29 protein-coding genes and 1 tRNA gene are annotated in these 26,444 nt (G+C 65.4%); 12 read left to right on the top strand and 18 right to left on the bottom strand.

Going from position 1 to position 26,444, the window contains the following annotated elements; genetic code table 11:
- Positions 1 to 3: 3 nt before the first annotated feature.
- The 8 genes from G5S42_RS18575 to G5S42_RS18540 form a co-directional block, all read right to left on the bottom strand.
- Positions 4 to 492, bottom strand: coding sequence for a metallophosphoesterase family protein (locus tag G5S42_RS18575; RefSeq protein ID WP_176108150.1), 489 nt, complete (start codon positions 490 to 492; stop codon positions 4 to 6).
- On the bottom strand, positions 489 to 1,307 hold the full coding sequence (locus G5S42_RS18570) for a hypothetical protein (protein ID WP_176108149.1): 819 nt from the start codon (positions 1,305 to 1,307) through the stop codon (positions 489 to 491). The genes G5S42_RS18575 and G5S42_RS18570 overlap by 4 nt, the downstream gene beginning before the upstream one ends.
- 2 nt (positions 1,308 to 1,309) lie before the next feature.
- On the bottom strand, positions 1,310 to 1,885 hold the full coding sequence (locus G5S42_RS18565; RefSeq protein ID WP_176108148.1) for a TMEM175 family protein: 576 nt from the start codon (positions 1,883 to 1,885) through the stop codon (positions 1,310 to 1,312).
- A 147-nt stretch (positions 1,886 to 2,032) separates the two neighbouring features.
- Entirely contained in the window at positions 2,033 to 2,386 is a 354-nt protein-coding gene (locus tag G5S42_RS18560; protein ID WP_176108147.1) for a cupin domain-containing protein, read from the bottom strand.
- Positions 2,387 to 2,414: 28 nt separating this feature from the next.
- Positions 2,415 to 3,812, bottom strand: coding sequence for an FAD-containing oxidoreductase (locus tag G5S42_RS18555; RefSeq protein WP_176108146.1), 1,398 nt, complete (start codon positions 3,810 to 3,812; stop codon positions 2,415 to 2,417).
- Positions 3,813 to 3,974: 162 nt separating this feature from the next.
- On the bottom strand, positions 3,975 to 4,163 hold the full coding sequence (locus tag G5S42_RS18550) for a hypothetical protein (RefSeq protein ID WP_008922008.1): 189 nt from the start codon (positions 4,161 to 4,163) through the stop codon (positions 3,975 to 3,977).
- A gap of 135 nt (positions 4,164 to 4,298) precedes the next feature.
- The gene (locus tag G5S42_RS18545) at positions 4,299 to 6,614 is read right to left on the bottom strand and encodes a putative bifunctional diguanylate cyclase/phosphodiesterase (protein ID WP_176108145.1); all 2,316 of its coding nucleotides are present in this window, start codon (positions 6,612 to 6,614) and stop codon (positions 4,299 to 4,301) included.
- Positions 6,615 to 6,897: 283 nt separating this feature from the next.
- Positions 6,898 to 7,794 carry an SH3 domain-containing protein gene (locus tag G5S42_RS18540; RefSeq protein WP_176108144.1) on the bottom strand — a complete coding sequence of 299 codons (897 nt, stop codon included), beginning with the start codon at positions 7,792 to 7,794 and terminating at the stop codon, positions 6,898 to 6,900.
- Between the two features lie 260 nt (positions 7,795 to 8,054).
- Between G5S42_RS18540 and G5S42_RS18535 the strand changes: the two genes are divergently transcribed.
- On the top strand, positions 8,055 to 8,648 hold the full coding sequence (locus G5S42_RS18535) for a lysozyme inhibitor LprI family protein (RefSeq protein WP_176108143.1): 594 nt from the start codon (positions 8,055 to 8,057) through the stop codon (positions 8,646 to 8,648).
- A 66-nt stretch (positions 8,649 to 8,714) separates the two neighbouring features.
- Here G5S42_RS18535 and G5S42_RS18530 read toward each other — a convergent pair whose 3' ends face one another.
- Both G5S42_RS18530 and G5S42_RS18525 read right to left on the bottom strand, forming a co-directional pair.
- A complete protein-coding gene (locus G5S42_RS18530; protein WP_176108142.1) occupies positions 8,715 to 9,005 on the bottom strand; it encodes a helix-turn-helix domain-containing protein in 291 nt (96 codons plus the stop codon).
- A 47-nt stretch (positions 9,006 to 9,052) separates the two neighbouring features.
- A complete protein-coding gene (locus tag G5S42_RS18525; RefSeq protein ID WP_176108141.1) occupies positions 9,053 to 10,474 on the bottom strand; it encodes an aminotransferase-like domain-containing protein in 1,422 nt (473 codons plus the stop codon).
- A 140-nt stretch (positions 10,475 to 10,614) separates the two neighbouring features.
- Here G5S42_RS18525 and G5S42_RS18520 point away from each other — a divergent pair, with 140 nt between their 5' ends.
- On the top strand, positions 10,615 to 12,951 hold the full coding sequence (locus tag G5S42_RS18520) for an FdhF/YdeP family oxidoreductase (RefSeq protein WP_176108140.1): 2,337 nt from the start codon (positions 10,615 to 10,617) through the stop codon (positions 12,949 to 12,951).
- Between the two features lie 38 nt (positions 12,952 to 12,989).
- Here the strand turns inward: G5S42_RS18520 and G5S42_RS18515 are convergent, their stop codons facing one another.
- The gene (locus tag G5S42_RS18515; protein ID WP_176108139.1) at positions 12,990 to 13,493 is read right to left on the bottom strand and encodes a M48 metallopeptidase family protein; all 504 of its coding nucleotides are present in this window, start codon (positions 13,491 to 13,493) and stop codon (positions 12,990 to 12,992) included.
- A 253-nt stretch (positions 13,494 to 13,746) separates the two neighbouring features.
- Here G5S42_RS18515 and relB point away from each other — a divergent pair, with 253 nt between their 5' ends.
- On the top strand, positions 13,747 to 14,007 hold the full coding sequence (relB, locus tag G5S42_RS18510; protein WP_376776883.1) for a type II toxin-antitoxin system RelB family anti-toxin: 261 nt from the start codon (positions 13,747 to 13,749) through the stop codon (positions 14,005 to 14,007).
- Positions 14,008 to 14,080: 73 nt separating this feature from the next.
- On the opposite strand, the gene G5S42_RS18505 is transcribed toward relB, so the two are convergent.
- Positions 14,081 to 14,165, bottom strand: a tRNA-Leu gene (locus tag G5S42_RS18505).
- A gap of 141 nt (positions 14,166 to 14,306) precedes the next feature.
- Here G5S42_RS18505 and G5S42_RS18500 point away from each other — a divergent pair.
- Positions 14,307 to 15,374: a LacI family DNA-binding transcriptional regulator gene (locus tag G5S42_RS18500; protein ID WP_176108137.1), complete on the top strand. Its 1,068-nt coding sequence runs from the start codon at positions 14,307 to 14,309 to the stop codon at positions 15,372 to 15,374.
- A gap of 157 nt (positions 15,375 to 15,531) precedes the next feature.
- Here the strand turns inward: G5S42_RS18500 and G5S42_RS18495 are convergent, their stop codons facing one another.
- Positions 15,532 to 16,638 (bottom strand): IS5 family transposase, encoded by a 1,107-nt coding sequence (locus G5S42_RS18495; protein ID WP_376776852.1) that lies wholly within the window; start codon positions 16,636 to 16,638, stop codon positions 15,532 to 15,534.
- A gap of 189 nt (positions 16,639 to 16,827) precedes the next feature.
- On the opposite strand from G5S42_RS18495, the gene G5S42_RS18490 reads away from it, so the two are divergent.
- The 8 genes from G5S42_RS18490 (at position 16,828) to G5S42_RS18455 (ending at position 23,953) form a co-directional block, all read left to right on the top strand.
- Positions 16,828 to 17,910: an ABC transporter substrate-binding protein gene (locus G5S42_RS18490; protein ID WP_176108136.1), complete on the top strand. Its 1,083-nt coding sequence runs from the start codon at positions 16,828 to 16,830 to the stop codon at positions 17,908 to 17,910.
- Positions 17,907 to 18,731, top strand: a complete 825-nt coding sequence (locus G5S42_RS18485; RefSeq protein WP_176108135.1) for an ABC transporter permease — start codon at positions 17,907 to 17,909, stop codon at positions 18,729 to 18,731. The genes G5S42_RS18490 and G5S42_RS18485 overlap by 4 nt, the downstream gene beginning before the upstream one ends.
- 14 nt (positions 18,732 to 18,745) lie before the next feature.
- Positions 18,746 to 19,675 carry an ABC transporter permease gene (locus G5S42_RS18480; protein ID WP_176108134.1) on the top strand — a complete coding sequence of 310 codons (930 nt, stop codon included), beginning with the start codon at positions 18,746 to 18,748 and terminating at the stop codon, positions 19,673 to 19,675.
- Positions 19,672 to 20,718, top strand: coding sequence for an ABC transporter ATP-binding protein (locus tag G5S42_RS18475; protein WP_176108133.1), 1,047 nt, complete (start codon positions 19,672 to 19,674; stop codon positions 20,716 to 20,718). Before G5S42_RS18480 ends, G5S42_RS18475 begins: the two co-directional genes overlap by 4 nt.
- Before the next feature lie 55 nt (positions 20,719 to 20,773).
- Complete coding sequence (locus G5S42_RS18470) at positions 20,774 to 21,598, top strand: phosphodiesterase (protein ID WP_176108132.1); 825 nt, start codon at positions 20,774 to 20,776, stop codon at positions 21,596 to 21,598.
- A 142-nt stretch (positions 21,599 to 21,740) separates the two neighbouring features.
- The gene (locus G5S42_RS18465) at positions 21,741 to 22,940 is read left to right on the top strand and encodes an MFS transporter (RefSeq protein WP_176108131.1); all 1,200 of its coding nucleotides are present in this window, start codon (positions 21,741 to 21,743) and stop codon (positions 22,938 to 22,940) included.
- Between the two features lie 228 nt (positions 22,941 to 23,168).
- A complete protein-coding gene (locus tag G5S42_RS18460) occupies positions 23,169 to 23,600 on the top strand; it encodes an STM2901 family protein (protein WP_176108130.1) in 432 nt (143 codons plus the stop codon).
- Entirely contained in the window at positions 23,600 to 23,953 is a 354-nt protein-coding gene (locus G5S42_RS18455) for a DUF1493 family protein (RefSeq protein WP_176108129.1), read from the top strand. The genes G5S42_RS18460 and G5S42_RS18455 overlap by 1 nt, the downstream gene beginning before the upstream one ends.
- A 22-nt stretch (positions 23,954 to 23,975) precedes the next feature.
- Here G5S42_RS18455 and G5S42_RS18450 read toward each other — a convergent pair whose 3' ends face one another.
- The 5 genes from G5S42_RS18450 to G5S42_RS18430 form a co-directional block, all read right to left on the bottom strand.
- On the bottom strand, positions 23,976 to 24,407 hold the full coding sequence (locus tag G5S42_RS18450) for a response regulator (RefSeq protein ID WP_176108128.1): 432 nt from the start codon (positions 24,405 to 24,407) through the stop codon (positions 23,976 to 23,978).
- A 16-nt stretch (positions 24,408 to 24,423) separates the two neighbouring features.
- Positions 24,424 to 25,056, bottom strand: a complete 633-nt coding sequence (locus G5S42_RS18445) for a response regulator (RefSeq protein ID WP_062129555.1) — start codon at positions 25,054 to 25,056, stop codon at positions 24,424 to 24,426.
- A gap of 181 nt (positions 25,057 to 25,237) precedes the next feature.
- Positions 25,238 to 25,783: a ferritin-like domain-containing protein gene (locus G5S42_RS18440; protein ID WP_176108127.1), complete on the bottom strand. Its 546-nt coding sequence runs from the start codon at positions 25,781 to 25,783 to the stop codon at positions 25,238 to 25,240.
- A gap of 218 nt (positions 25,784 to 26,001) precedes the next feature.
- Entirely contained in the window at positions 26,002 to 26,163 is a 162-nt protein-coding gene (locus G5S42_RS18435) for a DUF1328 domain-containing protein (RefSeq protein ID WP_006052455.1), read from the bottom strand.
- A 93-nt stretch (positions 26,164 to 26,256) separates the two neighbouring features.
- Positions 26,257 to 26,433, bottom strand: a complete 177-nt coding sequence (locus tag G5S42_RS18430) for a DUF1328 family protein (protein WP_026225929.1) — start codon at positions 26,431 to 26,433, stop codon at positions 26,257 to 26,259.
- Positions 26,434 to 26,444 lie beyond the last annotated feature (11 nt).

Raw genomic sequence — 26,444 nt, 5'->3', positions numbered from 1 at the left:
TCTTTACGTCAGCAGCGCATCGAACGTCGCGCTGACCTGCGCGCCTTCGACGATCAGTCTGCCCGCGCACACCGGCAGCTTGAAGCGCCGTGGCCCCGCGCTGCCCGGATTGACGTACAGCACGCCGTCGCGCTCGGCGATCGACGGCTTGTGCGAGTGGCCGCTCACCACGACGCGAATGCCTTCGTCGTGCGGTACGCAGCCCAGCTCGGCGATATCGTGCACGACCAGAATCGTCACCTGCTGGACGGTCAGCCGAGCATGCGTCGGTAAAGACGCCGCCCATTCACCGGTATCGTTGTTGCCGCGCACCGCGGTCAGCGGCGCGATCCGCGCGAGCGCGTCGAGCACGTCCGGCTTGCAGATATCGCCCGCGTGAATGATCGCGTCGCAGCCGTCGAGATAGTGCAACGCTTCGGGACGCACGAGGTTGTGCGTATCGGAGACGAGCCCGATGCGGGCAGCAGTCGATCGTGGGCGACGTGAAGTCATGCGCAGTCCTGCTCAGTCTGCGGCTGCGCAAACTCGCGCGCCGCCGCTGGGGCGCGCCGCTGCCCAGCCAGCATGCGCCGCGTCAACCCCTGCACGACGACCGACACCACCGCCGCGCACGCAAAGCCCGTCGCCACACCGTACTGTGGCAACAGCAACGCCGTCACCGCGAAGAACGCCGCGAACGAGCCGCGCCCGACCACCATGCCGCGCATCAGCAGCGCGACGAAGTCCGCGCCATGCGCACGCTGCGCCGATACCGCGAGCACGATGCCGAGCAGCGGAAACACCGACAGCACGCCACTCCACGCCGCGCCCATCGATGCCGAGGCCGTCGTCACCGCGAGCGTCAGCAGCGCGCCCGCGAGCATGCGTACCGCCAGATCCGCGCGCCCGACGCGCGCCGCCGGTACATGACCGGTCGCGCGCGGCAAGCTGCTCTGCGACACCGCGACGCCCACGCACGCCGCCGCCAGCGCCCACCCGGCCGAACCGGGCAGCCGCACGATCAGCAGCGCCGCGCCGAGCCAGCCGGCCACCCCCACGACCAGTGCAAGGGGCCAGTCGAAACGCCGGCAGGTCCAACCATAAGCAAGATTGAACGCCTCCAACGCGGCGATCGCCGCAATCGACGCCGCCGACGCCTGCGCCGCGAACGCCGGCCCTCGCTCGAGCGCGAGCAGCAGCATGATCGGTCCGGCGACGACCGGCAGCCCCGCGAGCCATCCCGCGACCGATGGTCCCCAGACGCGCGCGGCCACCGTCAGCGCGGCGAGAAAGGCCGGCACCAGCACGAGCTTCAGCGCGAGCAGCATGCTCAGACCTCCAGCACGTGTTCGATGCGCCGGTCCGGCACGAACCACCACGCGGCCGCGAGCGCGTACAGCGCCGCCGACGCCCACGGCACGACGAACGCGAGCCCGATGCCGGTCAGGTAAATGACGGCCGAGACCTTACCCTTGAAGTCGTTGCCGAGCGCTTTGGCCAGTGCCGAATCGCGTCCATGCTGAGAAATCAGCGCACGCGTCAGGATGAAATACGCGATCGCCGACATGAACAGGACGATGCCGTACATCGCGGTTGGCCACGCGGCCAGATGGTTTCGGCCGACCCAGTGCGTGACGACCGGCAGCAGCGACAGCCAGAACAGCAGATGCAGGTTCGCCCACAGCACCTTGCCGTTGACCGTCTGCACCGCATGGAACACGTGATGGTGATTGTTCCAGTAGATGCCGACGTAGATGAAGCTCAGCACGTAAGCGCAGAACACCGGTACGACCGGGCGCAGCGCCGCGAGATCGTAGCCCTCGGGCACCTTCAGCTCGAGCACCATGATCGTGATGATGATGGCGATTACGCCATCGCTGAAGGCTTCGACGCGTCCCTTGCCCATGCTGCGTTGTCCCGAAGATGAATGCGGTGGGGCGCACAGCCCGCCCGCGCGTTGCGCCCGGGCCGCGCCGCTGCCGATTATCCGTGATGGCGTGAGGATTTGTCGATGCGCGGAGCCGGCCGCGCGAATGGCTCTATGCGCCGGGGCTCACGGGTAGTAGACGGCGAGCCACACGCTTGGCTCGGTGTCGCTCGTATATGCGACGCGGTGCCGGCAATGCGCTTCGATCAGCACATGATCGCCTGGCTTCAGCGGGTGCGGCTCGGGGTCGCCGTCGAATTCGAGCACCGCCGCGCCGCTGAGCAGCACGACCCATTCGGCGCGCGGGCTGTCGTACCAGAAGCCCGGCGGACTCGCCTGCCCTGTCGAGACGATCCGCTCGATCGTCACGCCGCCCCGTTCGACGAGCGCGTCGACCTGCTCATCGGCCGTCGTCCTCGACCGCGCGACGGCGTCGAACAGGTTGCCGCTGCTACGTGCGGGTTGGAGCGAGCTTCTCATGGGCGTGTCGCGCCGGTGTCAACGCAGTTCATTGCATCGGCTTGAGTCCATCGAGCAGCGTCGGCACGAGTTCGCTGATGGTCGGATGCACGTGCATCGCGTATTGCAAAGTGGGATATGGCGCGGCCGCCGTCATGATGTCGACGAACGTATGGATCGCCTCGTCGCCCTCGACGCCGTGAATCGCCGCGCCCAGTATCTGTTTGCTGTTGGCATCGACGAGCGCCTTCATGAAGCCGTCGGTTTCGCCACGCTCGCGCGCACGGCCCACGCGCGACATCGGCATCGTCGCGATCAGCGCTTTGCGGCCGCTCTTGCGCACCTCCTCTTCCGACATGCCGACACGCGCGAGCGGCGGATCGACGAACACCGCGTACGTCATGATCCGCGTGTCGACGCTGCGCGCGCCGCCGTCGAGCAGGTTCGCCGCGACGATCTGGTAGTCGTCGTAAGACGTATGCGTGAACGCGCCGCGGCCGTTCACGTCGCCGATCGCCCACACGCCCGGCACGCTGGTGCGCAGCTGGCCGTCGACGACGATCGTGCCGTGCCGGTCGGTCTCGATGCCCGCGACATCGAGACCGAGGTCATCGGTATTCGGCGTGCGGCCGGTCGCGATCAGCAGATGCGATGCCTCCATCGCCGGAATGTTCTGCTCGAAGCCGATGCACAGGTCGTTTGCGCGATGCGGATGCGGCTCGACGCGCGTCGGCTGCACGCCGAAATGAAACTCGACGCCCTCGCGCGCGAGCACCTTCTGCACCGATTCCGCGAAATCGGCATCCTCGCGGTTGAGCACGCGCTCGCCACGCACCAGCACGCTGACGCGGCTGCCGAAGCGGCGAAACACCTGCGCGAATTCGAGCGCGATATAACTGCCGCCGACGATCACCAGATGATTCGGCAACGTGGTCAGTTCGAGCAGCGTCGAGTTCGTGTAGTACGGAATCCGCTGGATGCCTTCGAGCGGCGGCACGACTGCGCGCGTGCCGGTGTTGATGAAGATTTCGAACGCGCTGAGCTCGTCCAGCAGTTGGCCGTCGCGCCCGATGATCGACAGCGTGCGCGCGCCGGTGAAGCGCGCGTGGCCATTGAACACCGTGATGTTTTCCGTGCCGCGCAGCCATTTTTCGACGCCGCTGCGCGACTGTCCGATGATCCGGTCCTTGCGTGCCTTGACGGCCGCCATATCGACGCTGACCGAACCCACCTGCACACCGAGGTCCGCCGCATGGCGCGCCACGTGCGCCGCGCGGGCGCTCGCCACATAAGATTTGGTCGGCGTGCAGCCAACGTTTACGCAGGTGCCGCCGAAGTCCGCGCGTTCGATCACCGCGGTACGGCGCCCGCTTTGAGCGAGCCGCACTGCGAGCGGCGAGCCGCCTTGCCCCGTACCGATCACGACTGCGTCGAAGTGCTGTGGCATGGCAACTCTCCCGGGTCTGGGTGCAGGTCGTAGCATCTTACGCTTAGTGCCCCGGGCTGCCATGCGATGTCGGATTGCGCGGGCGCTTTGGCGACGGCCCGTTTCGCCGCGCGAGGCGGCGCCAATCAGTCTGGATTACTGGGTGGTACTTCGCGGGACTTCTCAGGCGTGGCAATGAACCGCGCAAATCAACTCGCGCGAACGCTGCAATGCGGCCTGCGCGCCGCGCGCCGCGAACACCCAGCCGACCTGGCCGAGATTGAAGTCTTGCGACACCATCACCTGCATCAAGGCGACCATCGGCAACACGACCGATGGTCGGTAAAGCTGGTTTCTGATCAACTCTGACATCACGACCCCCATTGCGGAGCGCCGCTTCGGCACTGCGCACCAATAACGTTTCGATGGGGGAATTCTAGGGAGCGCGTCGCCGCCGATAAATAGCGGCAACGCGAAGTCACTTGTTCGGCAAACTGAACAATCGCATCAGGACGCCTTCGCCATGCCGATCAATTGCGCGTCGTACAGCGTGCGCGCATAGGCGCTGGCCCCGACCGGCCGGCTGTACAGGTAGCCCTGCTGCTTGTCGCAATCGATCGCGCGCAGAAACGCCGCCTGCTCGGCGGTCTCGACGCCCTCGGCGGTCACGTTCATGCCGAGCGAGTGCGCCATCGCGACGACCGCCTGCGTGATCGCGATCGAATCGCGATGATCCGGCAGCCCCGCGACGAACGACCGGTCGATCTTCAGGTTGTGCAGCGGAAAGCGCTTCAGGTACGACAGCGACGAATAGCCGGTGCCGAAATCGTCGACCGACACGCGCACGCCCATTGCGCTCAGCGCGCTCAGCATCGGCAGCACGGTGTCGCTGTCGCTCATCAGCAGCCGCTCGGTGATTTCGAGTTCGAGCGCGGCCGGTTCGAGCGCGGACTGCGCGAGACAGCGCTCGATGCGCTCGAGCAGCCCGTCGTTGAACTGCCGCGGCGACAGATTCACCGCGACGACCAGATGCGGCGCCAACGTGCGCCGCCACTGCGCGACCTGCTGGCAGGCGTGTTCGAGCACCCAGTCGCCGATCTCGACGATCAGCCCGGCGTCCTCGGCGACCGGAATGAATTCGCCCGGCGACACGTTGCCCAGTTCGCTGTTGTACCAGCGCAGCAGCGCTTCCGCGCCGATCGTGCGGCCGCTCTGGCTATCGACGATCGGCTGGTACACGAGGCTCAGCTCGTTGCCCGCGAGCGCGCGCCGCAGCGACTGCTCGATCGTGAAACGCCGCTGCAGATGCTGGTTCAGCTCCGCGGTAAAGAACTGGAAGTTGTTGCGGCCGCGCTGCTTCGCGTGATACATCGCCGAGTCGGCGTTGCGCATCAGCGTCGCGACGTCCCGGCCGTCTTCGGGAAAGAGGCTAATGCCGATCGACGCGCCCAGGTAGTACTCGTTGCCCGCCACTGCGAACGGCACCGCGATCATGTCGAGAACACGATGCGCGAGGCCGATCAGCTCGCTGGTATTACCGCACGCACTGGAGACGATCACGAACTCGTCGCCGCCCACCCGCGCCAGCGTGTCGCTGCGCCCGACGCAGGCCGACAACCGCTCGGCGACGCTGCACAGCAGGGCATCGCCGGCTTCGTGACCGGCGGTGTCGTTGACCTTCTTGAAGCCGTCGAGATCGACGAACAGCACGGCGACGCTGGCGAGTTCGCCGCCATGCTCGCCGCCGGCGCGCGGCGCGAACAGGTCGCGCATCCGTTCGGTCAGGTAGGCGCGGTTGTAGAGGCCCGTCAGCGAATCGCGCGTGGCGAGGTACTTCAGCTGGCGCTGCGCCTCGCGCACCGGCCCGATGTCGGAAAACGAAATCAGCACGGAGTCCGGTTCGCTGTCGCCCGGGCGCAGGATCGGCACGACGTTTTCCGTGATCCACACGACTTCGCCGCTCATCAGCTCGAGGCCGATCGTCACGCCCAGCATCGGCTTGCCGGTCGCGAAGACCTGGGTGACCGGACGGTTGGCGTCGCCGATCACCGAGCCGTCCTCGCCGAACGCGCGTGTCATCACGGTCTGCATGCTGCGGCCGACGACCTGCGGCGTCACGTGCAGCATGCGCTGCGCACTCGGATTGCAGGCGAGCACGATGCCGGTGCGCGACTGCACGACAATGCCTTCGCTCAGATGATCGACGACCAGCCGGTGACGCTCCTCGCTATGCGCGAGGCGCTGCGCCATCGCGTCCTGATGGACGGCGAGGCCGACGCTGCTGCCGATGTCGCGCAGCATCGCCTCTTCCTCTGGGGTCGGACGGCGCGTGGTGCGGTAGTAGACCGCGAACGCGCCGAGCACGTTGCCGGCATCGTTTTCGAAGGGCACGGACCAGCAGGCGCGCAAGCCGTGCGGCAATGCGAAAGCGCGGAAGTTTTCCCACAGCGGATCGGATTCGATGTCGTCGACGATCACCAGACGGCGCTCGAACATCGCCGTGCCGCACGAGCCGGCGCGCGGTCCGATCGCGGCGCCCTCGATCGCGGCGCTGAACGGGGCCGGCAGCGACGGCGCGCCGCCGACGCGCACGTGCAAGCCGTCGGGGTCGAGCAGCAGGATCGAGCAGCACGCGCCGTCGCCGAGCAGCGCCTCGGCGCGACGGCAGACTTCGTCGAGCAGCTCGGGCAGCGGCGTGTTGCGCGTGATCAGCCGCAACACGCTGCGCTCGGATGCGAGTACTTCCTCGGCCCGTTCCGGGCGATAGCGGGCGCCCTCCGGTGCGGCTGTCGTCGTGCCACGTGATGTCGCTTCGCAAATCATAGTTGCGCCCCCCAACCCAACAACGGCAAGTTAGTGTACGCGGCACACCGGGGTTTACGCTAAGCACGGCGTGAAAATCTGCCACGCATCGCGTGCGGACGGCTACGGGTGTGGTGTGCAAGCATCGGTTGACGCGGGTACGACGGGCGACAACAGGTCTGAGGCCGTCGGTTCGTGGCCCGCAGGCGCCGCAGCGGCTCGATGCCCGGCCGCTGCGGCACGTTGCGGCGACCCGATCGGCACCACTGTCTTCAGTGCTGTGGCGGCGTCAATGTCTCAATTGTCAATTGTTGCCGCCGCCTCCTGGTGGCCGTGTTCCGCCGCCACCACCGCCTTGGGGTCCGCCTTGATGACCGCCTTGAGGTCCGCCTTGACCACCTGGGGGACGATTGCCGCCGCCCTGCTGAGCGCCGCCCGGCGGGCGACCGCCTCCGCCGCCTTGCGGTCCGCCGCCCGGTGGCCGGCCAGCCCCACCGCCCTGCTGCGCGCCGGGAGGACGGCCGCCGGCGCTGCCCGGAGGCGGGCCACCCGGTGGGCGGCCGCCCGCGTTGCCCGGTGGTCGGCCGCCCTCGTTACCTGGAGGCCGTCCGCCTGCATGGCCCAGCGGCGGCCCACCCGGAGGACGGCCACCCGCGTCACCCGGCGGCGACCCACCCGGAGGACGGCCGCCCGCGTTGCCCGGCGGCGGCCCGCCCGGAGGACGCCCGCCGACATGCCCCGGCAACGGCCGCCAGTTCGGCGGCGGATGCCCGGCGCCCGGTCGCGGCGGCGGGGGCGGCGCATGACGCGCCCAGCGCGACCGCTGGCCGTACCACGGCTGGCCGCGGTAGTAGTTGCCCCAGTAATCGTTGATCGAGAACGCGAGGATCGGCAGGCCGAGTGTGGCGCCGTAGTTCAGCGGCATGTTGTAGCCCTGGTACGGCGAACTGAGCCGAGACGCATACACCCAGCCGCGCAGATTTGGTGTGGCGACGTCGCACCACTGGTAGTTGCTCAGGCACCCCATCACCGTCACCGGAACGCCGCCCGGTAGCTGCGCGACGATCGGGTAGTCGGACGCCGGGCCCGCGCGCAGGTTTGTGCCGCTATTCGTATAGGCCTGCGACTGCGCGCTGGCCACGCCGGGCAAAATCAGCAGGCCCGCTGCCATGTAAAGACCGATCACGAGTTGTCGTTGCATTCGTTGTTCCTATTTCGATGGCCACCTTTTGACCACGCCGGCCTATGTACCCCCACTTCCAATATATAGACATTGCGCCTTCTTCATGACACGCGAACGTGCGCGCGCCGTACTCGCGCACGGCACATGCCGGCCGGCAAGCCCGTGCGGCAACATCTGGTAACGACCCGCCCGAACTCCCGCGTTGTTCGGACGTCCGCGAGGCGCACGACCGGTCGATCATCGGCGGCATGATCAATCGATGCACCGCCGGGACCCTGATGACCCTCTTCCGCCCCCTCCTGATCGCCGGACTGCTGCTCGCGCATCCGTACGCCAACGCCACCAGCTTCGACTGCCAGCGCGGCCGCTCGCCGGCCGAGCGCATGATTTGCGGCGACTCCGCGCTGTCGGCGCTCGACGACACGTTGGGCCAACTCTACTGGCAAGCGCGTCGACGAGTCGCCCAGCGCCGCGCGTTCATCGACGACAGCGACAGCAAGTGGGCCTGGCGCGAAGCGAACTGCCGTGACGCCGCGTGTCTGCGGACGTGGTACGCGACGCGCATCGACGAATTGCAGCGGCTGCTGGCGAGCTTGCCGGGCGGCTCGCGGCACGCGACGTCCGCGGGTGGGGATGTGGACGCGCACCCGGACCCGTCGACGCTGCAATGCACGGCCGCGAAGCCCGGCCTCGTCGTCAACGAGCAGTGTGCGAGCGTGATCGGACAGTCGGGCAAGCGTTGGAAGTATCAGCCGCACGATGGCGACTGGTTTTGCGGCGTGGCCACGCTCGAGGCTGTGGACATGGCGCCGCCGCAAGCACAAGCGCCGATGCCGATGCAACCGCAGGTGCAGGCGAGCGTTGGGCAATGAGACGGCGAAACACACTGGCCACGACGGCGATCAACCTGCGCGCCGGGTGAATTGCGCGCGCAAAGCTCAGTCAGCGGCCGACGGCTCACCGCCCTCGCCTGTGCCGAACAGCTCCGCGCAAAGCTGCGCGCCGATTTCGCTCAGCGACGCGGCTCCGGTGCCATCGTCGTGGAACATCGTATCGACGAGACCGCCGCCCGATAGCGCCGTCAATTGCCGCCGCAAGCTGCTCATCGGCACGCCGGCCTGCTTCGACAGCTTCGCTAGCGACCATGCGCGCCGGGGTGTCTCGCGATGCGCGCGCCATAGCTGCGCGAGTATCGCGGCGAGTTGCGGGTCGATGTCGTCGTCGTTCATGTCGGTCTCGCAGTTGTGAGGTGTCGGTCGTATCGCGGTTGCGCCCTTCACGCCATCGCCGTAGCCAGCTCGCCGAGCGTCTTCAACGCCGCCTCGGCCTGCGCGGTCCACGGATAGCTGTAGTTGAGCCGGATGAAGTGCCGATAATCGTTGCGCGTCGAAAACATCATCCCCGGCCCGACCGTGATACCGCGTTCGAGCGCGGCCTGATAAAGCCGCATCGAGTCGATCGCAACCGGCAGCTCGACCCACAGCACGTAGCCGCCGCGCGGCGTCGACACGCGCGTGCCGACCGGGAAGAAGCGCAGCACCAGCGCACTCATGATGCTCGCCTGCTGCCGGTACACGCGGCGCAGATGCCGCAAATGCCGGTCGTAGCCGTCCTGACGCAGATAATCGGCGACCGCGACCTGCGGCACCGACGGCGTCGTCAGCGTATTCAGGAACTTGAGCTTCTCGACCTGCGCGCGATAACGCCCCGGCAGCGCCCAGCCGATTCGGTACGACGCGCTCAGGCTTTTCGAAAACGACGCACAGTGCAGCACGAGCCCTTTGGTGTCGAACGTCTTTAGCGTCGATGGCCGCGCGTCGCCGAAATACAGCTCCTGGTAGACGTCGTTTTCGATCGCCGGAATCTCGTGCGCGGCCAGCAGTTCGACCAGCTGCCGCTTGCGCTCGTCGGACATGCAGAAACCGAGCGGATTCTGGAAGTTCGGCATCACCATGCACGCGGCGATCTTCTGCCGCGCGATCACCTTCGCGAGCGCGTCGATGTCGATGCCGTCGACCGGATGCGTCGCCACCTCGATTGCGCGCATGCCGAGGCGCTCGATCGCGTGCAGCATCGCGTAGAAGGTCGGCGATTCGACCGCGACGGTGTCGCCCGGCTTCGCGACCGCCTGCAGGCTCAGGTTGATCGCCTCGGTCGCGCCGAGCGTGATCACGATTTCGCCCGGATCGACCGGCAGACCGTTTTCCGCGTAGCGCCGCGCGATCTGGCGGATCAGCTCGGGGTTGCCCGGCGGCAGATCGTCGATCAGATTCCAGCTCGCGTGCCGCCGCGCAACCGCGTTCGCGTACTGGTTGATGCGCCTCCAGGGGAACAGCGACGGATCGGGATACGGCGAGCCGAACGGCACGGCGTCGTGCGCGCGGATGCTGCGCAGGGTCGACAGCACGAGCCGGCTCACGTCGACTGTCGCGGGCATCGGCGGCGGCGCGGACTTGCGGCCGGCGCGCGCCGAGGCGGGCACCGGCGCGGCAGCGTCGCGCACGAAATAGCCCGACTGCGGCCGGCTCTCGATGATGCCGCGGCTCTCCAGCAGCGCATACGCATGCAGCACCGTCTTGATGCTGACGCCGTGTTGCTGGCTCGCCTGCCGCACCGACGCAATCCGCTCGCCGGCCGCGAATACGCCGCGGCGCACGGCTTCGGTGATTTCGTCGGCGAGTTTTTCGTAGAGCTTCATGCGATTTGGGCGGTTCAGGGATCGTCGCGCAACTGTACTCCTATTCTTTTCGATTTTCTGTATCCGACGTGGATTGTGGAACACAGTACGCTTGCGGGCATTGGTCTGCAAAATCTGTCGAATCTGTCCATCGTCACGTCATGAAGAAGAACGAAGCACAAGCCGAACCCCGCATCGAGCCGTACAAGCACCCCGCCGCCGGCTGGGGCGCGCTGAAGTATGTCGCCATCAACCTGCTCAAGGAAAAGGTCGCGGGCGGCAACTACCGCACGCTGCTCAAGCAGAATCAGCCTGACGGCTTCGACTGCCCCGGCTGCGCGTGGCCGGATCGCGAGCACGCGTCGACGTTCGAGTTCTGCGAAAACGGCGTGAAGGCGGTGGCCGCCGAGGCCACCGGCAAGCGCGTGACGCCGGCGTTCTTCGAGCAGCACAGCGTCGCCGAGCTGATGACGCAATCCGACTTCGAGCTCGAGCAGCACGGCCGTCTGACCGATCCGCTCGTCTACGACGCCGCGCGCGACCGCTACGTGCCGATCGGCTGGGACGGCGCGTTCGAGCTCATCGCAAGCCATCTGAAGCGCCTCGACGATCCGAACCGCGCCGCGTTCTATACGTCGGGCCGCGCGAGCAACGAAGCCGCGTTCCTGTACCAGCTGTTCGTGCGCATGTACGGCACCAACAATTTTCCCGATTGCTCGAACATGTGCCACGAGGCGACGAGCCGTGGCCTGCCGCACACGGTCGGCGTCGGCAAGGGCACGGTCACGCTCGACGACTTCGAACACGCGGATACGCTGCTGATCTTCGGCCAGAACCCGGCCACCAACCATCCGCGCATGCTCGGCGAGCTGCGCGAATGCGCGAAGCGCGGCGCTACGATCGTGTCGATCAATCCGCTGAAGGAGCGCGGCCTCGAACGTTTCGCGAGCCCGCAGCATCCGGTCGAAATGCTGACGATGGGCAGCACGAAAATCAGCTCGGTGTTCATCCGTCCGAAGGTCGGCGGCGATTTCGCGCTGATCAAGGGCGTCGCCAAACGCGTGCTCGAACTCGACGACGAAGCGCTCGTGTCAGGCCTCGAGCGCGTGCTCGACGTCGACTTCATCGCCCAGCACACGGTCGGCTTCGCCGCATTCGCCGATGATCTGCGCGCCGAGCGCTGGGACACGATCGTCGCCGAGGCCGGCGTGCCGCTCGACGAGGTGCTGAAGCTCGCCGATATCTACGTGAAGGGCCGCGCGGTGATTTCGACCTGGGGCATGGGTCTCACGCAGCACAAGAACTCTGTCGCGACGGTGCAACTGCTGTCGAATCTGATGATGATGCGCGGCAATATCGGCCGGCGCGGCGTGGGGCTGTGCCCGGTGCGCGGCCACTCGAACGTGCAGGGCGACCGCACGGTCGGCATCGAGGAAAAGCCTACCGAAGCGTTTCTCGACAAGCTTGGCGCAGTCTACGATTTCGCGCCGCCGCGTGAGCACGGTCTCGACGTCGTCAACACGATTCAGGCGATGCTCGATGGCAAGGTGAAAGTGTTCATCGGCCTCGGCGGCAATTTCTCGATCGCGACGCCGGATACGCCGCGCACGTGGGACGCGATGCGCGCATGCGAGCTGACCGTGCACGTGACGACGAAGCTCAATCGCAGCCACCTCGTGCATGGCCGCGACGCCCTCATCCTGCCCACGCTCGGGCGCACCGAGATCGATATTCAGAACGGCGTGGCGCAAGGCGTCAGCGTCGAGGATTCGATGAGCATGGTGCACATCTCATACGGGATGAACAAGCCGGCGTCGGACAATCTGCTATCCGAAGTGGCGATCGTCGCGCGCATGGCGCATGCGACTTTGGGCAGCGGCAAGGTGGACTGGCTCGCGCATGCGGCCGACTATGCGCTGATTCGCGATGGCATCGCGAAGGTGATCGACGGTTTCGACGACTACAACGAGCGGCTGAAGAAGCCCGGCGGTTTCCATCTCGGCGTCGCGTCGCGCGATCGCATCTGGAAAACGCCGAGCGGCAAGGCGCAGTTCATGGTCCACGCGATCGCGCTCGATACGCCCATTCATCAGGCGAAGAAGCGTCACGGCGAACGCCTGATGACGCTGATGACCACCCGCTCACACGATCAGTACAACACGACGATTTACGGTCTCGACGATCGCTATCGCGGCGTGTACGGACAGCGGCGCGTGCTGTTCGCCAACAAGGACGATCTCGCGATGCTCGGGTTCGCGGCCGGTCAGCGTGTCGATATCACGAGCGTGTGGGCCGATGGCATCGAGCGACGAGTGGACGGTTTTCTGCTCGTCGAGTACGACATTCCGCGCGGCTGCCTCGGCGCTTACTACCCGGAGACGAATCCGCTGGTGCCGCTCTCCTCGGTCGCGGATGGCGCGGGTACGCCGACGTCGAAGTCGATTCCGGTGTTGTTGAGCGCGTCGGCGGCGGAGAATGCCGCTGTTCTGGCGGCTTGAACTCAGCTCTATCTTCCGCGGCGTGCGCGCGGCGTCCCTCACACCGGCTTCTTCGCCAGATCGCGATGCGTAAGATACAGACGCAGATCGAATTCGATCTGGTGGTACCCCGGCTGCATGAACTCGCACAGACGATAGAACGCCTTGTTGTGATCGCTCTCTTTCAGATGAGCGAGTTCGTGCACGACGATCATCTTCAGAAACTCGGGCGCCGCGCCCTTGAATAACGACGCGATGCGGATTTCCTTCTTCGCCTTCAGCTTGCTGCCTTGCACGCGCGAAATGCTCGTATGCAGGCCGAGCGCGTGGCGCATCACGTCGAGCTTGCTGTCGTAAGTGACCTTGTCGATCTGCTCCGCGTTGCGCAGGTATTCGCGTTTGAGTTCGCCGCAGTACTCGTACAGCGCGCGGTCGGTTTGCACCTCGTGCGTGTTCGGGTACTTCTGCGCGAGATAGGAGCCGAGCTGATCCTCGGCGATCAGCATTCTCACCTTCTCTTGCAGAGGTGCGGGGTAGCCGGTCAGGTATTTGAGCGAAGACATGAAGATGGATCGAGGTTGGCGAGGTGATATTACGCAGGGTCGCGCCGATCGACAAGGTTGGGCGTTTGTCCGAATTTACGCCGAGTTCTGGGGGCTCATCGCGTTATGCGGCGTGACAGTTTCTCACTCAATTTTGTCCGCATAGGCCAACGAGTTTACTCGCTTCCGTGCGATGCACCGCAGATTCGAGCAGCACGCTGCCGCCAGTGATACGTAAAAAAATATTGACCTGTACTTTCTAGCGGATGCTACGGTGCGATTCGTCTGTTTGACTGAGCGCAATGTGGACCGAAACCTGATTCCGAACGACGTCGTGAGCCGCACGGTTGACGGCGCTTCACCCGCACGCGCATGGCGCGAACATCTCGATTTCACTCAGGCGGACCTTGCGGCGCGTCTTGGCATCAGCCAGTCTGCTTATGCACGACAGGAAAACAGCGATCGCGTGCGCAATTCATCGCGCGAAAAGATCGCGGCTGCGCTCGCTATCAGCGCGAAGCAACTGGATTTCTGATCGGGAAAACTGGAGAGCGAGATCGGCACGGCGATGATCGGCGTGCGCGCATCGTGCCTGTGATTTGCAACACTGGTGCCGGGGACCGGACTTGAACCGGCAAGCCCGAAGGCGGCGGATTTTAAGTCCGCTATGTTTACCAATTTCATCACCCCGGCAAGGGTCGCAATCGCGCGTGGTCGCGAATTCTACCATCGCCTCGCCGGAGCCCCAAGAACGCCCGACACCACGTTCATCCCCAAGTCACAAACCTTGCCGATAATCCGCTCACGAAAACGATTACAGCGGGCCGCAAACCGATGACGCCGACGATCAAGGATGTCGCCGCCCACGCGGGCTTTTCCATCGCCACGGTATCGCGCGCGATCAACGCGCCGCATACCGTGAACCCCATCACGCTCGACAAGGTGCGTCAGTCGATCGACGCGCTGAACTTCCGCCCGAGCCCGCTCGGCCGGCAATTGCGCGGCGAGCGCACGCGCCTGATCGGCGTCGTTCTGCCGACGCTCGCGAACCCGGTGTTCGCCGAATGCCTGCAAGGCATCGACGATCTCGCGTCGGCGCAAGGCTACCGGCTGATGCTGATGACCACGCAGTACGACGTGGATCGCGAACGCCACGCCATCGAAACGCTGCGCGAGCATCGCGTCGAAGGCCTGATCCTGACCGTCGCCGATGCCGACACCCATCCGCTGCTCGACGAACTCGACCGCGACGGCCTGCTGTACGTGCTGATGCACAACGACACGGTGCGCCGCCCGTCGGTGTCGGTCGACAATCGCCTCGCCGCCTACGACGGCGTACGCCGGCTCATCGCCAACGGCCATCGCCGCATCCTGATGTTGGCCGGCTCGTTCGCCGCGTCGGATCGCGCGCGTCAGCGGCATCTCGGCTACACGCAGGCGATGCAGCAAGCCGGCCTCACGGCCGCGCCCGCGCTCGAAGTCGATTTCAACGCCGACGAACTCGCGCCGTCCGTGCTCGCGCACCTGACGCACGGCGCAAACCGTCCGACCGCCCTCTTCTGCAGCAACGATCTGCTCGCGATGGTCGTGATGCGCGGCCTGCGTCGCGTGCGTCTGAAGATTCCGCAGGACATGTCGATTCTCGGCTTCGACGGCCTCGCGATGGGCGAACTGCTGTCGCCAGCGCTCGCCAGCATCTGCGCGCCGAATCGCGAGATCGGCTGCGCGGCGTGGCAGCGCTTGCTCGCACGCATCGGCGGCGCGCGCGACGATCGCGCATTCCCCGCCACCTCACTCGCGTTGACCCTTCCGCACAGCGTGCGCGAAGGCGCGACGATCGCGGCGCTCGGGTCCCACGCAGATTTCGACAGGGCATCACCAACGCAAGGGCTGACCACCTAGCAGGCTGTTGAAAAGCGCCCCGTCATGACGACCGAAGCTATGTTCAGGAGACTTGCGCGTGCGATATTGCGCTGAATTAACGGTTCACCGCGCGATCTGCGCGGGGCAGGCGCACGCATGCGGCTCGTCTGGCGCGCAGTCTTCGCGCATTGGCGGCTCATCGCGTCGCTCCTCGCGGCACCATCCCTGGCATTCGGGCCATGCGGGTCAGATTGCTCGCAACCATCGTCAGCTTGAAGTGCTGGTCGACGCGCTTGAGGCCGCGATAGACCGTCTGCCGGATCCGCCCGATGGTTTTGCCCCAGCCGAAATGCTCTTCGATTCGTTTGCGGATGATCTGGCTAGTCCGGTAGCCCGCATGCCGCGAAGTGCGACCGTCGATGGCGCTGCCGCCCCAACGCTCATCGTTGCGCGCGACATGCGGTGTCACGTTGCGAGCGCGGCAATCGTTCACGAAGTCACGGGTGTCATACGCCTTGTCGGCGCCAACTGTCTTCGCATGAGTACCTGGCACGCAATCGAGCAATTGCAATGCGCTGGCCCGCTCGGCAAAACCATCTGCGTGACTAACCACGGCGCCGACCACCAGCCCCGAGCGATTCTCCATCAGGATGTGCCCGTGGTAGCACAGGATGGCCGGGCTCTTGTGGCTCTTCTTGAACAATCGCGCCTCCGGATCAGTAGTCGACTCGTGCGTGGCATTGCTACGTCGCTCGCCTTTCCAGTCGGTGTCGGCGTTGCGGCCACCGCCGGCTGGCGGACCATCGTCCGGGCCGTCCTTGCGGCGGAAGCTTTTGTGACTGGCCCACGCCTGAATCAGCGTGCCGTCCACCGAGAAATGCTCTCTCGACAGCAAGCCCCGCTTGTCCGCCAGGCTCATGACTTCGGTGAAGAACGCTTCCACGACTTCATGCTCCAGAAGCCGGTCGCGGTTCTTCGAGAACACCGAGTGGTCCCACACGGCGTCCTCAATCGCCAGCCCGACAAACCAGCGGAACAGCAGGTTGTAGCGCATCTGCTCCATCAGCATGCGCTCGCTGCGTACGGAGTAGAACACCTGCAACAGCAGCGCCCGCATCAGCTTCTCAGGCGCAATCGAGGCACGACCGGTGTCCGCGTAGATGACGCTGAACAGCCCGTTGAGCCGTTTCAACGCATCATTCACCAGCAACCGGATCGGTCGCAACGGGTGATCTGCCGGGACGAAGTCCTCGAGCTTGACCGTCGTGAACAGGGGTTCCTGCATCTCGTCCATTCCGCGCATCGCATCCGCTGCCAAAGATCATGAACACGATATCCATAACGCCCGTCCTTCAAACCCCGTTTACACGGGATCCAAATTCAACAGCCTGCTAGGCAGCCCTCGCGCACTACAACCGCTTGCAACCACCACCTTCTACGGGCCCGGCGTGAGTGCGCAAGCACTTGCACCGATCGACACAGGAGACCTGCAGTGACCCGCTCGACCTCACGCTTCGCATCCTCGCTCAAACCGCTCCGGCAGAAACTGTCGCTCGTCGCCGCGACCGTGCTGCCGGCGAGCCTGCTCGTCGCCGGCGCGGCGTTCGTCACGCTCGCGCCGCAAACCGCGCGCGCCGATGAAACCGCGATCTGCTACAACTGCCCGCCCGAATGGGCCGACTGGGCGAGCCAGATCAAGGCGATCCAGCAAAAGACCGGCATTCGCGTGCCGTTCGACAACAAGAACTCGGGCCAATCGATCGCACAGCTGATGGCCGAGCAGAAAAGCCCGGTTGCCGACGTCGTGTATCTCGGCGTGTCGTCGGCGTTCCAGGCCAAGGACAAGGGCGTGATCCAGGCGTACAAGCCCGCGCACTGGGACGACATTCCCGCCAGCCTGAAAGACCCGCAAGGCTACTGGTTCACGATCCACTCGGGCACGCTCGGCTTCTTCGTCAACAAGGACGCGCTCGAAGGCAAGCCGGTGCCGCGCTCGTGGGCCGATCTGCTGAAGCCCGAATACAAAGGGATGATCGGCTACCTCGATCCGTCGAGCGCCTTCGTCGGCTATGCGGGCGCGGTCGCGGTGAACCAGGCGCTCGGCGGCACGCTCGATAACTTCGCGCCGGGCCTCGACTGGTTCAGGAAGCTCAAGGCGAACGCGCCGATCGTGCCGAAACAAACCGCGTACGCGCGCGTGCTGTCCGGCGAAATCCCCATCCTGCTCGACTATGACTTCGACGCGTATCGCGCGAAGTACAAGGATCATGCGAACGTCGAATTCGTGATTCCGCAGGAAGGCACGATCTCGGTGCCGTACGTGATGAGCCTCGTGAAGGGCGCGCCGCATGAAACGAACGGCAAGAAGGTGCTCGATTTCGTGCTGTCCGACGAAGGCCAGAAGCTGTGGGCGCAGGCGTATCTGCGGCCGGTGCGCGCGAGCGCGATGAATGCCGAGACCGCCGCGCAGTTCCTGCCCGCGAGCGAATACGCGCGCGCGAAGCCGGTCGACTTCGCGAAGATGGCCGAGAAACAGTCGGGCTTCGGCGAGCGCTATCTGCAGGTGATGCATTGAACGACGTCACGTTCCCGTTGCGCTGGCGCATCGCGTTGCTCGCGCCGGCGCTCGCGGTGTTCATCGCGTTCTGGCTGCTGCCGATGGGCGCGCTCGCGCAGCTCTCCGGCGGCGGCCACGCGTTCGCGACCTATCGCGCGATGCTGACCAATCCGCGTTATATGTCGAGCCTCGGCGCGACCGTCGTGCTGTCGGCGGCGGTCACGGCGGCCACCCTGGTGCTGTCGGTGATCGCGGGGCTGCTGCTCGCGCGCCGCGAGTTCGCCGGCAAGCGTACGCTGCTCGCGCTGCTGACGTTTCCGCTCGCATTTCCCGGTGTCGTCGTGGGCTTCATGGTCATCATGCTGGCCGGGCGTCAGGGGCTGATCGGCGCGCTCTCGCTGAAACTCGCGGGCGATCGCTGGGTATTCGCGTATTCGATGAGCGGCCTGTTTCTCGGCTATCTGTACTTCTCGATTCCGCGTGTGATCGTCACCGTGATGGCCTCCGCGACCAAGCTCGATCAATCGCTCGAAGAGGCCGCGCGCTCGCTCGGCGCATCGCCGTGGCGCATCATACGCGACATCGTGTTGCCGGCGCTGTCGCCCGGTCTGATCGCGGCAGGCGCCGTGTGCTTCGCGACCGCGATGGGCGCGTTCGGCACAGCGTTCACGCTCGCCACCGACATCGACGTGCTGCCGATGACCATCTATACCGAGTTCACGCTGAACGCGAACATGGTGACCGCCGCGGGGCTGTCGATCGTGCTGGGCATCGTCACGTGGGCGGTGCTGGCGATCGCGCGCAGCGCGAGCGGTTCGGGCGTGGCGGCGAGCGCATGAACGACAACCCATCCATGAACTCAGTCACGGCCTCCTCGGCCTCATCGTCCTCCTCGCCGTCGCAACCGGCAGCGGGACCGCGCGCGCGACGCGCGTGGCCTTCCTCGCGAACCTGGCTCGCCGCGGGTCAATGGTTCGTCACGCTGCTGCTGTGCGCGTTCCTGATCGTGCCGGTCATCATGTCGATCGTCGCGGGGCTGACGGTCAACTACTTCAAGGGCGTGTCGAGCGGATTCACGCTGCGCTGGCTCGTCGAAGTGTGGGGCCAGTATCACGGCTCGGTGTGGCTGTCGCTCGAAGTGGCCGCCGCGACGCTCGTCGTCACGCTGTTGACCGGCGTACCCGCGGGCTACGTGCTCGCGCGCAGCAAGACAAGCTTCACACGCATCGTCGAGGAGTTTCTGGTGCTGCCGATCGCGCTGCCCGGCCTCGCATCGGCGCTCGCGCTGCTGGTGATCTACGGCGGCTTCACGGCGTTCCGGATGAGCGCGGCGTTCATCGTGGTCGGGCATGTGGTATTCACGCTCCCGTTCATGGTGCGCGCGGTCGCGGCGGTCTGCGCGAGCAGCGATCTGCGCACGCTAGAAGAAGGCGCGGCAAGCCTCGGCGCGGGCTTCTTCACGCGCTTCGTGACGATCGTGCTGCCGAACGCGCGGCCCGGCATCGTCGCGGGCGCGCTCGCGGTGCTGACGCTGTCGATCGGCGAATTCAACCTCACGTGGATGCTGCACACGCCCGATACGAAGACGCTGCCGGTCGGCCTCGCCGATACCTACGCGTCGATGCGCATCGAGATCGGCAGCGCGTACACGATCCTGTTCTTCATCATGACGATGCCGCTGCTCGTCGCGATGCAATGGCTCGGCGTCGATGCGACCGGCCAGCGCAGCGCGTCGAACAGGCACGGCGCCGCCTCTTTCGCGAAACCCATCGACACGCCATGAAACTCACCTCGGTTCCCATCACGCTCACGCAATGCGCCAAGACGTTTCGCGGCACGCGCGTGCTCGAACCGCTCGACCTGTCGATCGGCGCGGGCGAAACCCTCGTGCTGCTCGGACCGTCGGGCTGCGGCAAGACGACGACGCTGCGCCTGATCGCGGGCCTCGAAACCCCGGACGCGGGCGGCCGCATCGCATTCGGCGACGACGACGTGACCACGCTGCCGATCGAAAAACGCGCGGTCGGCATGGTGTTCCAGAGCTACGCGCTGTTTCCGAACCTGACCGTGCGCGGCAACATCGGCTACGGTCTGAAGATCAGGCGCGTGCCGGCGGCAACTGCCCGCCAACGCGTCGACGAACTGCTCGGCATGATGCGGCTTGCCGCGCACGCGGACAAACCGATCGATCAACTGTCGGGCGGCCAGCGTCAACGTGTGGCGCTCGCTCGCGCGCTCGCGGTGCAGCCGCGCGTGCTGCTGCTCGACGAACCGCTGACCGCGCTCGACGCGCGTCTGCGCGACGCATTGCGCACGGAAATGAACGCGCTGTTGCGCGAGCTCGGCATCACCACCGTCTACGTGACGCACGATCAGGCCGAGGCGATGGAGCTCGGCGATCGGATCGTCGTGATGAGCGCGGGACGCATCGAGCAGATCGGTTCGCCGCGTGACATCTACTATCGTCCGGCCAATCGCACGGTCGCGCAGTTCGTCGGCACGATCAACCGTATCGCGGGCGAGCCGCGCGACGGCATGCTGACGACGAGCGGCGGCGCCGTGCCGGTGCCCGCGCATGCATCGAATGCGACCGGCCCGCACGAAATCTTCTTTCGCCCCGAGGACGCGCGGCTCACCGACCCCGCGCTCGCGCAGCTGCGCGGCCTGATCGAAAGCACCGCGTTCCTCGGCGAACGCACGCGTCTGACGATTGGCGGCGCCGCGCCCGAGCCGCTCTTCGTCGACGTCGCGGGCCGTATCGAGCTTGCGCGTGGCACGCCGGTCGGCATTTCGATCGAGCGGGACGCACTGATTGCGCTATCGTAGGTACAAACAGCGCCGCAGCCTGGCGCTCAACACGAAGCAACCCGAAGGACCTCTCATGCTGCTGGCTCAAATTAGCGACCTGCATATCAAGCAACCCGGCGCACTCGCGTATCGCCGCGTCGATACCGCTCCCTACCTCGCGCGCTGCATCGACGCGCTGAACGCGCTCACACCGCGCCCCGACGCGGTGCTGATGACCGGCGACCTCGTCGATCAGGGCGACCCAGAGCAGTACGCGCACCTGAAGGCACTGCTCGCACCGCTCGAGATCCCCTACTTCCTGATGGTCGGCAATCACGACGAACGCAACGCGCTGCGCGCGGCGTTTCCCGAGCGCGAGGAATTGCAAAGCGGCGGCGAGTTCGTTCAGTACGCGGCCGACGTCGGCCCGCTGCGCGTGATCGCGCTCGATTCGCTGGTGCCCGGTTCGAGCGCCGGCATGCTGTGTGACACGCGGCTCGCGTGGCTCGCGCAGCAGCTCGATGCGGCGCGCGGCACGCCGGTCGTGGTCGCGCTGCATCATCCGCCGTTCGCGTGCGGCATCGGACATATGGACGAGATCCGGCTCGACCCAGCGGCATCGGACAAGCTCGCCGCATTGATCGCCCGCTATCCCAACGTCGAGCGCGTGCTCTGCGGGCACGTGCATCGCTCGATGTTCGTGCGCTTCGGCGGCACGATCGCGAGCGCGATTCCCGCGCCCGCGCACCAGGTGGCGCTCGATTTTCGCGAGGAAGGACCGTCGGCGTTCGTGATGGAGCCCCCCGCTTACGCGCTGCATTACTACGCGCCGGCGACGGGCATCGTCACGCATCACGCGTATGTGGATCCGGCCGACGGCCCGTATCCGTTCTACGATGCTGGCGCGTTGATCGACTGACAGGAGCGGCAGATCTATCTGCAACCGGATGGCGGCCGCGCGGGCGAGCGCTCGCGCGACCGTCAGCAGGAACCCCGCCGCTCCGGTATGATCGGCACGCTTGAGGACCGCGCATGGGCCGGTCCGTCGATCCGCCTCTGTCATGTCCACTTCCGACGCTTCCACTTCCGCTTCCTCCGCCCGGTCGTTGCGCGGCGTGTTGCTGCTGCTCGCGACGATCGCCGGTGTCTCTGTGGCGAACATCTACTTCAATCAGCCACTCCTCGACAATTTGCGCCAGTCGTTTCCGGACAGCGCGTCCTGGGTCGGCGCGGTGCCTGCCGTCACACAGCTCGGCTACGCCGCCGGCATGCTGCTGCTCGCGCCGCTCGGCGACCGCTTCGACCGGCGTTTGCTGATCCTGCTGCAGATCGCCGGCATGTGCGTCGCGCTCATCGTCGCGGCGTCGGCGCCGACGCTCGCGGTGCTGATCGTCGCGAGTCTGGCGATCGGCGTGCTCGCGACGATCGCGCAACAGGCGGTGCCGTTCGCGGCCGAACTCGCGTTGCCGTCCGAGCGCGGCCACGCGGTCGGCACCGTGATGAGCGGCCTGTTGCTCGGCATCCTGCTCGCGCGGACCGCGGCGGGCATCGTCGGTGAATACTTCGGCTGGCGCGCGGTGTTTGGCGCATCGGTCGTCGCGCTGCTCGCGCTCGCGGTCGTCATCATTTTGCGTCTGCCGAAGAGCCAGCCGACCTCGACGCTGCCGTACGGCAAGCTGCTCGTGTCGATGTGGCATCTGGTGACCGAGCATCGCGCGCTGCGCGAGGCGTCGCTGACCGGTGCGGCGTTGTTCGGCGCGTTCAGCCTTTTCTGGTCGGTGCTCGCGCTGTTGCTCGCGGGTGCGCCGTTTCATCTTGGGCCGCAGGCGGCGGGGCTGTTCGGTATCGTCGGCGCGGCTGGCGCGCTGGCCGCGCCGCTGGCCGGCAAGTTCGCCGACCGGCGTGGCCCGCGCGCGATCATCACCGTGTCGCTCGTGCTGGTCGTGATCGCGTTCGTGATCTTCGGCGCATCGGCGAAGAGCATCGCGGGACTCGTGGTCGGCGTGATCATTCTCGACATCGGCGTGCAGGCCGCGCAGATTTCCAATCAGTCGCGCATCTACGCGTTGAAGCCCGACGCGCGCAGCCGCGTGAATACCGTGTACATGGTCGCGTATTTCATCGGCGGTGCGCTGGGCTCGGGTGTCGGCGCGATCGTGTGGCCGGCGTTCGGGTGGATCGGCGTCACTATCGCGGGGATCGGGTTTGCCGGGCTCGGCGCGTGGAATCATTTGCGCTTGCCGGCGCGGACGGGGCATTGATATCAATGCTGACCAGGGCCGGATAAGAATCGTCTTGTCGATTTGCCACCGCTGGCGGAGCCTGGTAACGCCTGTCGCATTCCGTCGCGCGGAATCATCCTTCGCCCATTTCATTACCGTCGTTACTTGATAGCTTAACGGACTGATGTGGCACGAGTCGAAGACTCGCGCCATTGTTCATCGACGCGTTATGCGTTGTCCCCTGCCCGATCAAGTCCACACGCCGGTATGTCGAATAAATATAACTATGGAATACACAGCAATCTAACCGCGACGCAACTGTTCCTTCTAATCTCCGTGGATGAAACCATGGCCCAAATCGGTATCAGCGATGCCGTGGGCGCCTCCATGATCGTCGCAGGCTCGCGCTTCATTCCGACGCGAGGCAAATTTGGCGGCGCGGTAAAAGGCACGTCAGTGGCGTCGAAGCTGTCCCGCTCGCTATTGCCCTTCGAGTTAAAGCATCGGATTCTGCCTACATTCACGTCATGGACGAGCGTCGTGCTACTGCGCGTGAAGTTGACGAGCCATCTGGGCGTATTCGTCGGTCGAGCAATTCCCGGAGTCGGGTGGATAATCACCGCATCTGACGTGGCAATAATCGGCTACAAAACGGTCAATGCCTATAACCGCCTGGTCAAACCGGAGGATCGCCTGTAATGAACGACACTTGGCTCGATCTCACTCGGTTCATCCGCGAAATGCGCACGCCCGCCGGGCTGCCCCTCGACGACGAGCTGACCCGCGACATGGATCTGTATCACGATCTGGAGTGGGAGCCGGCGAGAATCCTCGACGTGATGCAGGCATGGGCTCAACGCTTCCAGGTGGACCTGCGCGATTTCGACGTCGCCTGCTACGTTCCGTCCGCCAATATGCGAAAACTCGACATCGTCGCGGCCGCGCTGAAGTCCCCGTTCAGTGCCAGCGCGCGAGAATTACTCGGTGGACGTTCGCTTACCCTTGGGATGCTCGAAGAAGCCATGAAATGCGGATCATGGAAAACTGACTAGAAACGTCCTCCCGCGCAGACTCTTACTCGCCGCCCCCCCGCCCCAACGCATACTCATGCAGCGCGTCGAGCACACGATCGAACTCGAACGATTTGTCGTAAAAGTGCCGCACGCCGTACTGCTCGCAGCGCGCTCGATACGCGGGCAACGCATGATTGGTCAGCACCGCCGCGAACATCGAATCGATCAGCCCCTCGCGCTGCAGATACGCGAGCACCGGCACACCCGAGCCCCGCTTCAGCTGCAAATCGACGATTACCGCGTCGAACGCTTCGTCGCCGAGCAACGCGATCGCCTGATCGGCGGAATCGGCATAAGCGGCCACGCGCAGCAAGCCCGAAGCATCGATCGCCTCGACGAGGCTGCGGCGGATCAGCGGCGAATCCTCGATCAGCAGCACGCGCAACGGCGCGCGGCTGGCTGGATCGGTAGCAGGGTTCGATTCGCTGTTCATCAGGATGTCTCGATCGTCATTCGATCAGACCATTCTTGATCGCGTAGTACGTGAGGTCCGCGTTGTTCGCGAGTCGCATCTTCTCGAGCACCCGCGCGCGATACGTGCTCACCGTTTTGACCGACAGATGCAGCTCTTCCGCGATCTCGGTCGGCAACTGCCCTGCCGCGAGCTTGCAGAAGATCTGGAATTCGCGCTCCGATAGCGCTTCATGGGGACGCCCGGCGGCGGGCTTGTCGAGATTGTCGGCAAGCGTATCGGCGACCGCCTCCGACAGATAGCGGTGACCGCGCGCAACCGAGCGGATCGCGCGCACGATTTCCTCCGGCTCGCAGTCTTTGTTCAGATAGCCGTTCGCGCCCGCGCGCAGCAGATTGATCGCGTACTGGCTCTCGGGGTAGCCCGACAGGATCAGCACGCCCTGCTCCGGACGCACCTGCTTGATCACCCGCAACGTATCGATGCCGTTCTTGTCCGGCATCGCGATGTCGAGCAGCACCACGTCGAATGCCTGCTCGCGCACGAGGACGATCGCTTCCTCGCCGGTCGCGGCCTCGGCGGCGACGCACATATCCGGCTCGTCGGCGACGAACTGTCTGAAACCACCTCGAACGATCGCATGATCGTCAGCTATCAGCACTCGAATCATCGGTTGGGTGTCCGTGCAAAGGTAGTCGCTCCTAAGCCGACATTGTAATGATCCGCGGCCACGGCAGAACGTGGACTGCGAGGGCGGCTTCGCACCGCAGCCGCCGGCATTCCCGAGTTCGCTGGCGCCCGGTCAACACTATTGCGCCGCGTCTTTGTCGCTTCCCTGTCACTTTGGCGCGCTACTCACGCCCCGCGAGCAGATCCGCCATATCGTCGGCGTGCTCTTCCTCGACCGCGAGAATCTCCTCGAACAGCCGGCGCGTGGTCACGTCCTTTTCGCCGAGATAGCGGACGATCTCGCGGTACGTGTCGATCGCGATACGCTCCGCGACCAGGTTCTCGCGAATCATGTCGGTCAGATCGGTGCCTTCCTTGTATTCCGAATGCGCGCGTGCCTTGATGCCGTCCGGCGCGAAATCGGGTTCGCCGCCAAGCTGCACGATGCGCTCGGCGATGCGATCGGCGTGTTCCTGCTCCTCGCTCGCGTGCTGGGCGAATTCCGTCGCGACCGCTTCGGAGTTGATGCCCTTCGCCATGAAGTAGTGACGCTTGTAACGCAGCGTGCAGACGAGCTCGGTGGCGAGCGCGTCGTTGAGCAGCTTGAGCACCGTGTCGCGATTCGCGCCGTAGCTCGGCGTGACCGGACCATCCGACATATGCTTGCGCGCGTCCTCGCGGATCTTTTTGATGTCCATCACGAACGTGTCGCCAGATTGCTTCGTCATCGAACTTCTCCTTTATCCGGTATTGGGGGAATCGCGCATCAGCACGAATCGCGCCTGATGCGCCGACGGTGGAATGACGGCGCGCTTCGAACGCGGGCGCCTCGATCGAGGATTCAAACGCCGCGCGTTCCCGCGCCTTGTTGACTACCTGTACCTACCTATACGTATTGCGTACTTCGCTGCCGATCTCGTGTTACGTTCATCCAGGGCTCGCGTGGCTAGGTTCGAAACACGCCGAGCAGCAACGTGACCACGAACACGACGAGGAAGATGTAGAACAGGATCTTCGCGATTTCGGCCGCGCCGGCCGCGATGCCGGTAAAGCCGAACACCGCCGCGATGATCGCGATCACGAAAAAGACGATGGCATAGTGAAGCATGGCATTTCTCCCTTTTGTTGGCCCTGCAATCGACTACCAGCAAACCCCTCGCCTGCTATGAAGGCGCGGCTTGCCGCCACTGCGATGGCCGCGCTAATCGATCGTTTTCTTCGTCACGACGAAGCCGAGCACGAGGAACACCACGCACAGCACGACAAACACGAAGAACAGGAACTTCGCGATCGCCGCCGCGCCGGCCGCAATGCCGGTGAAGCCGAGAAGACCCGCGATCACCGCGACGATCGCGAAGAACAGCGCCCACTTCAGCATGATGGTTTTCT

The organism is Paraburkholderia youngii (genome assembly GCF_013366925.1).
Taxonomy (GTDB): domain Bacteria; phylum Pseudomonadota; class Gammaproteobacteria; order Burkholderiales; family Burkholderiaceae; genus Paraburkholderia; species Paraburkholderia youngii.
The sequence above is the reverse complement of the archived record's forward strand: the minus strand, read 5'-3'. Positions and strand labels throughout refer to the sequence as shown.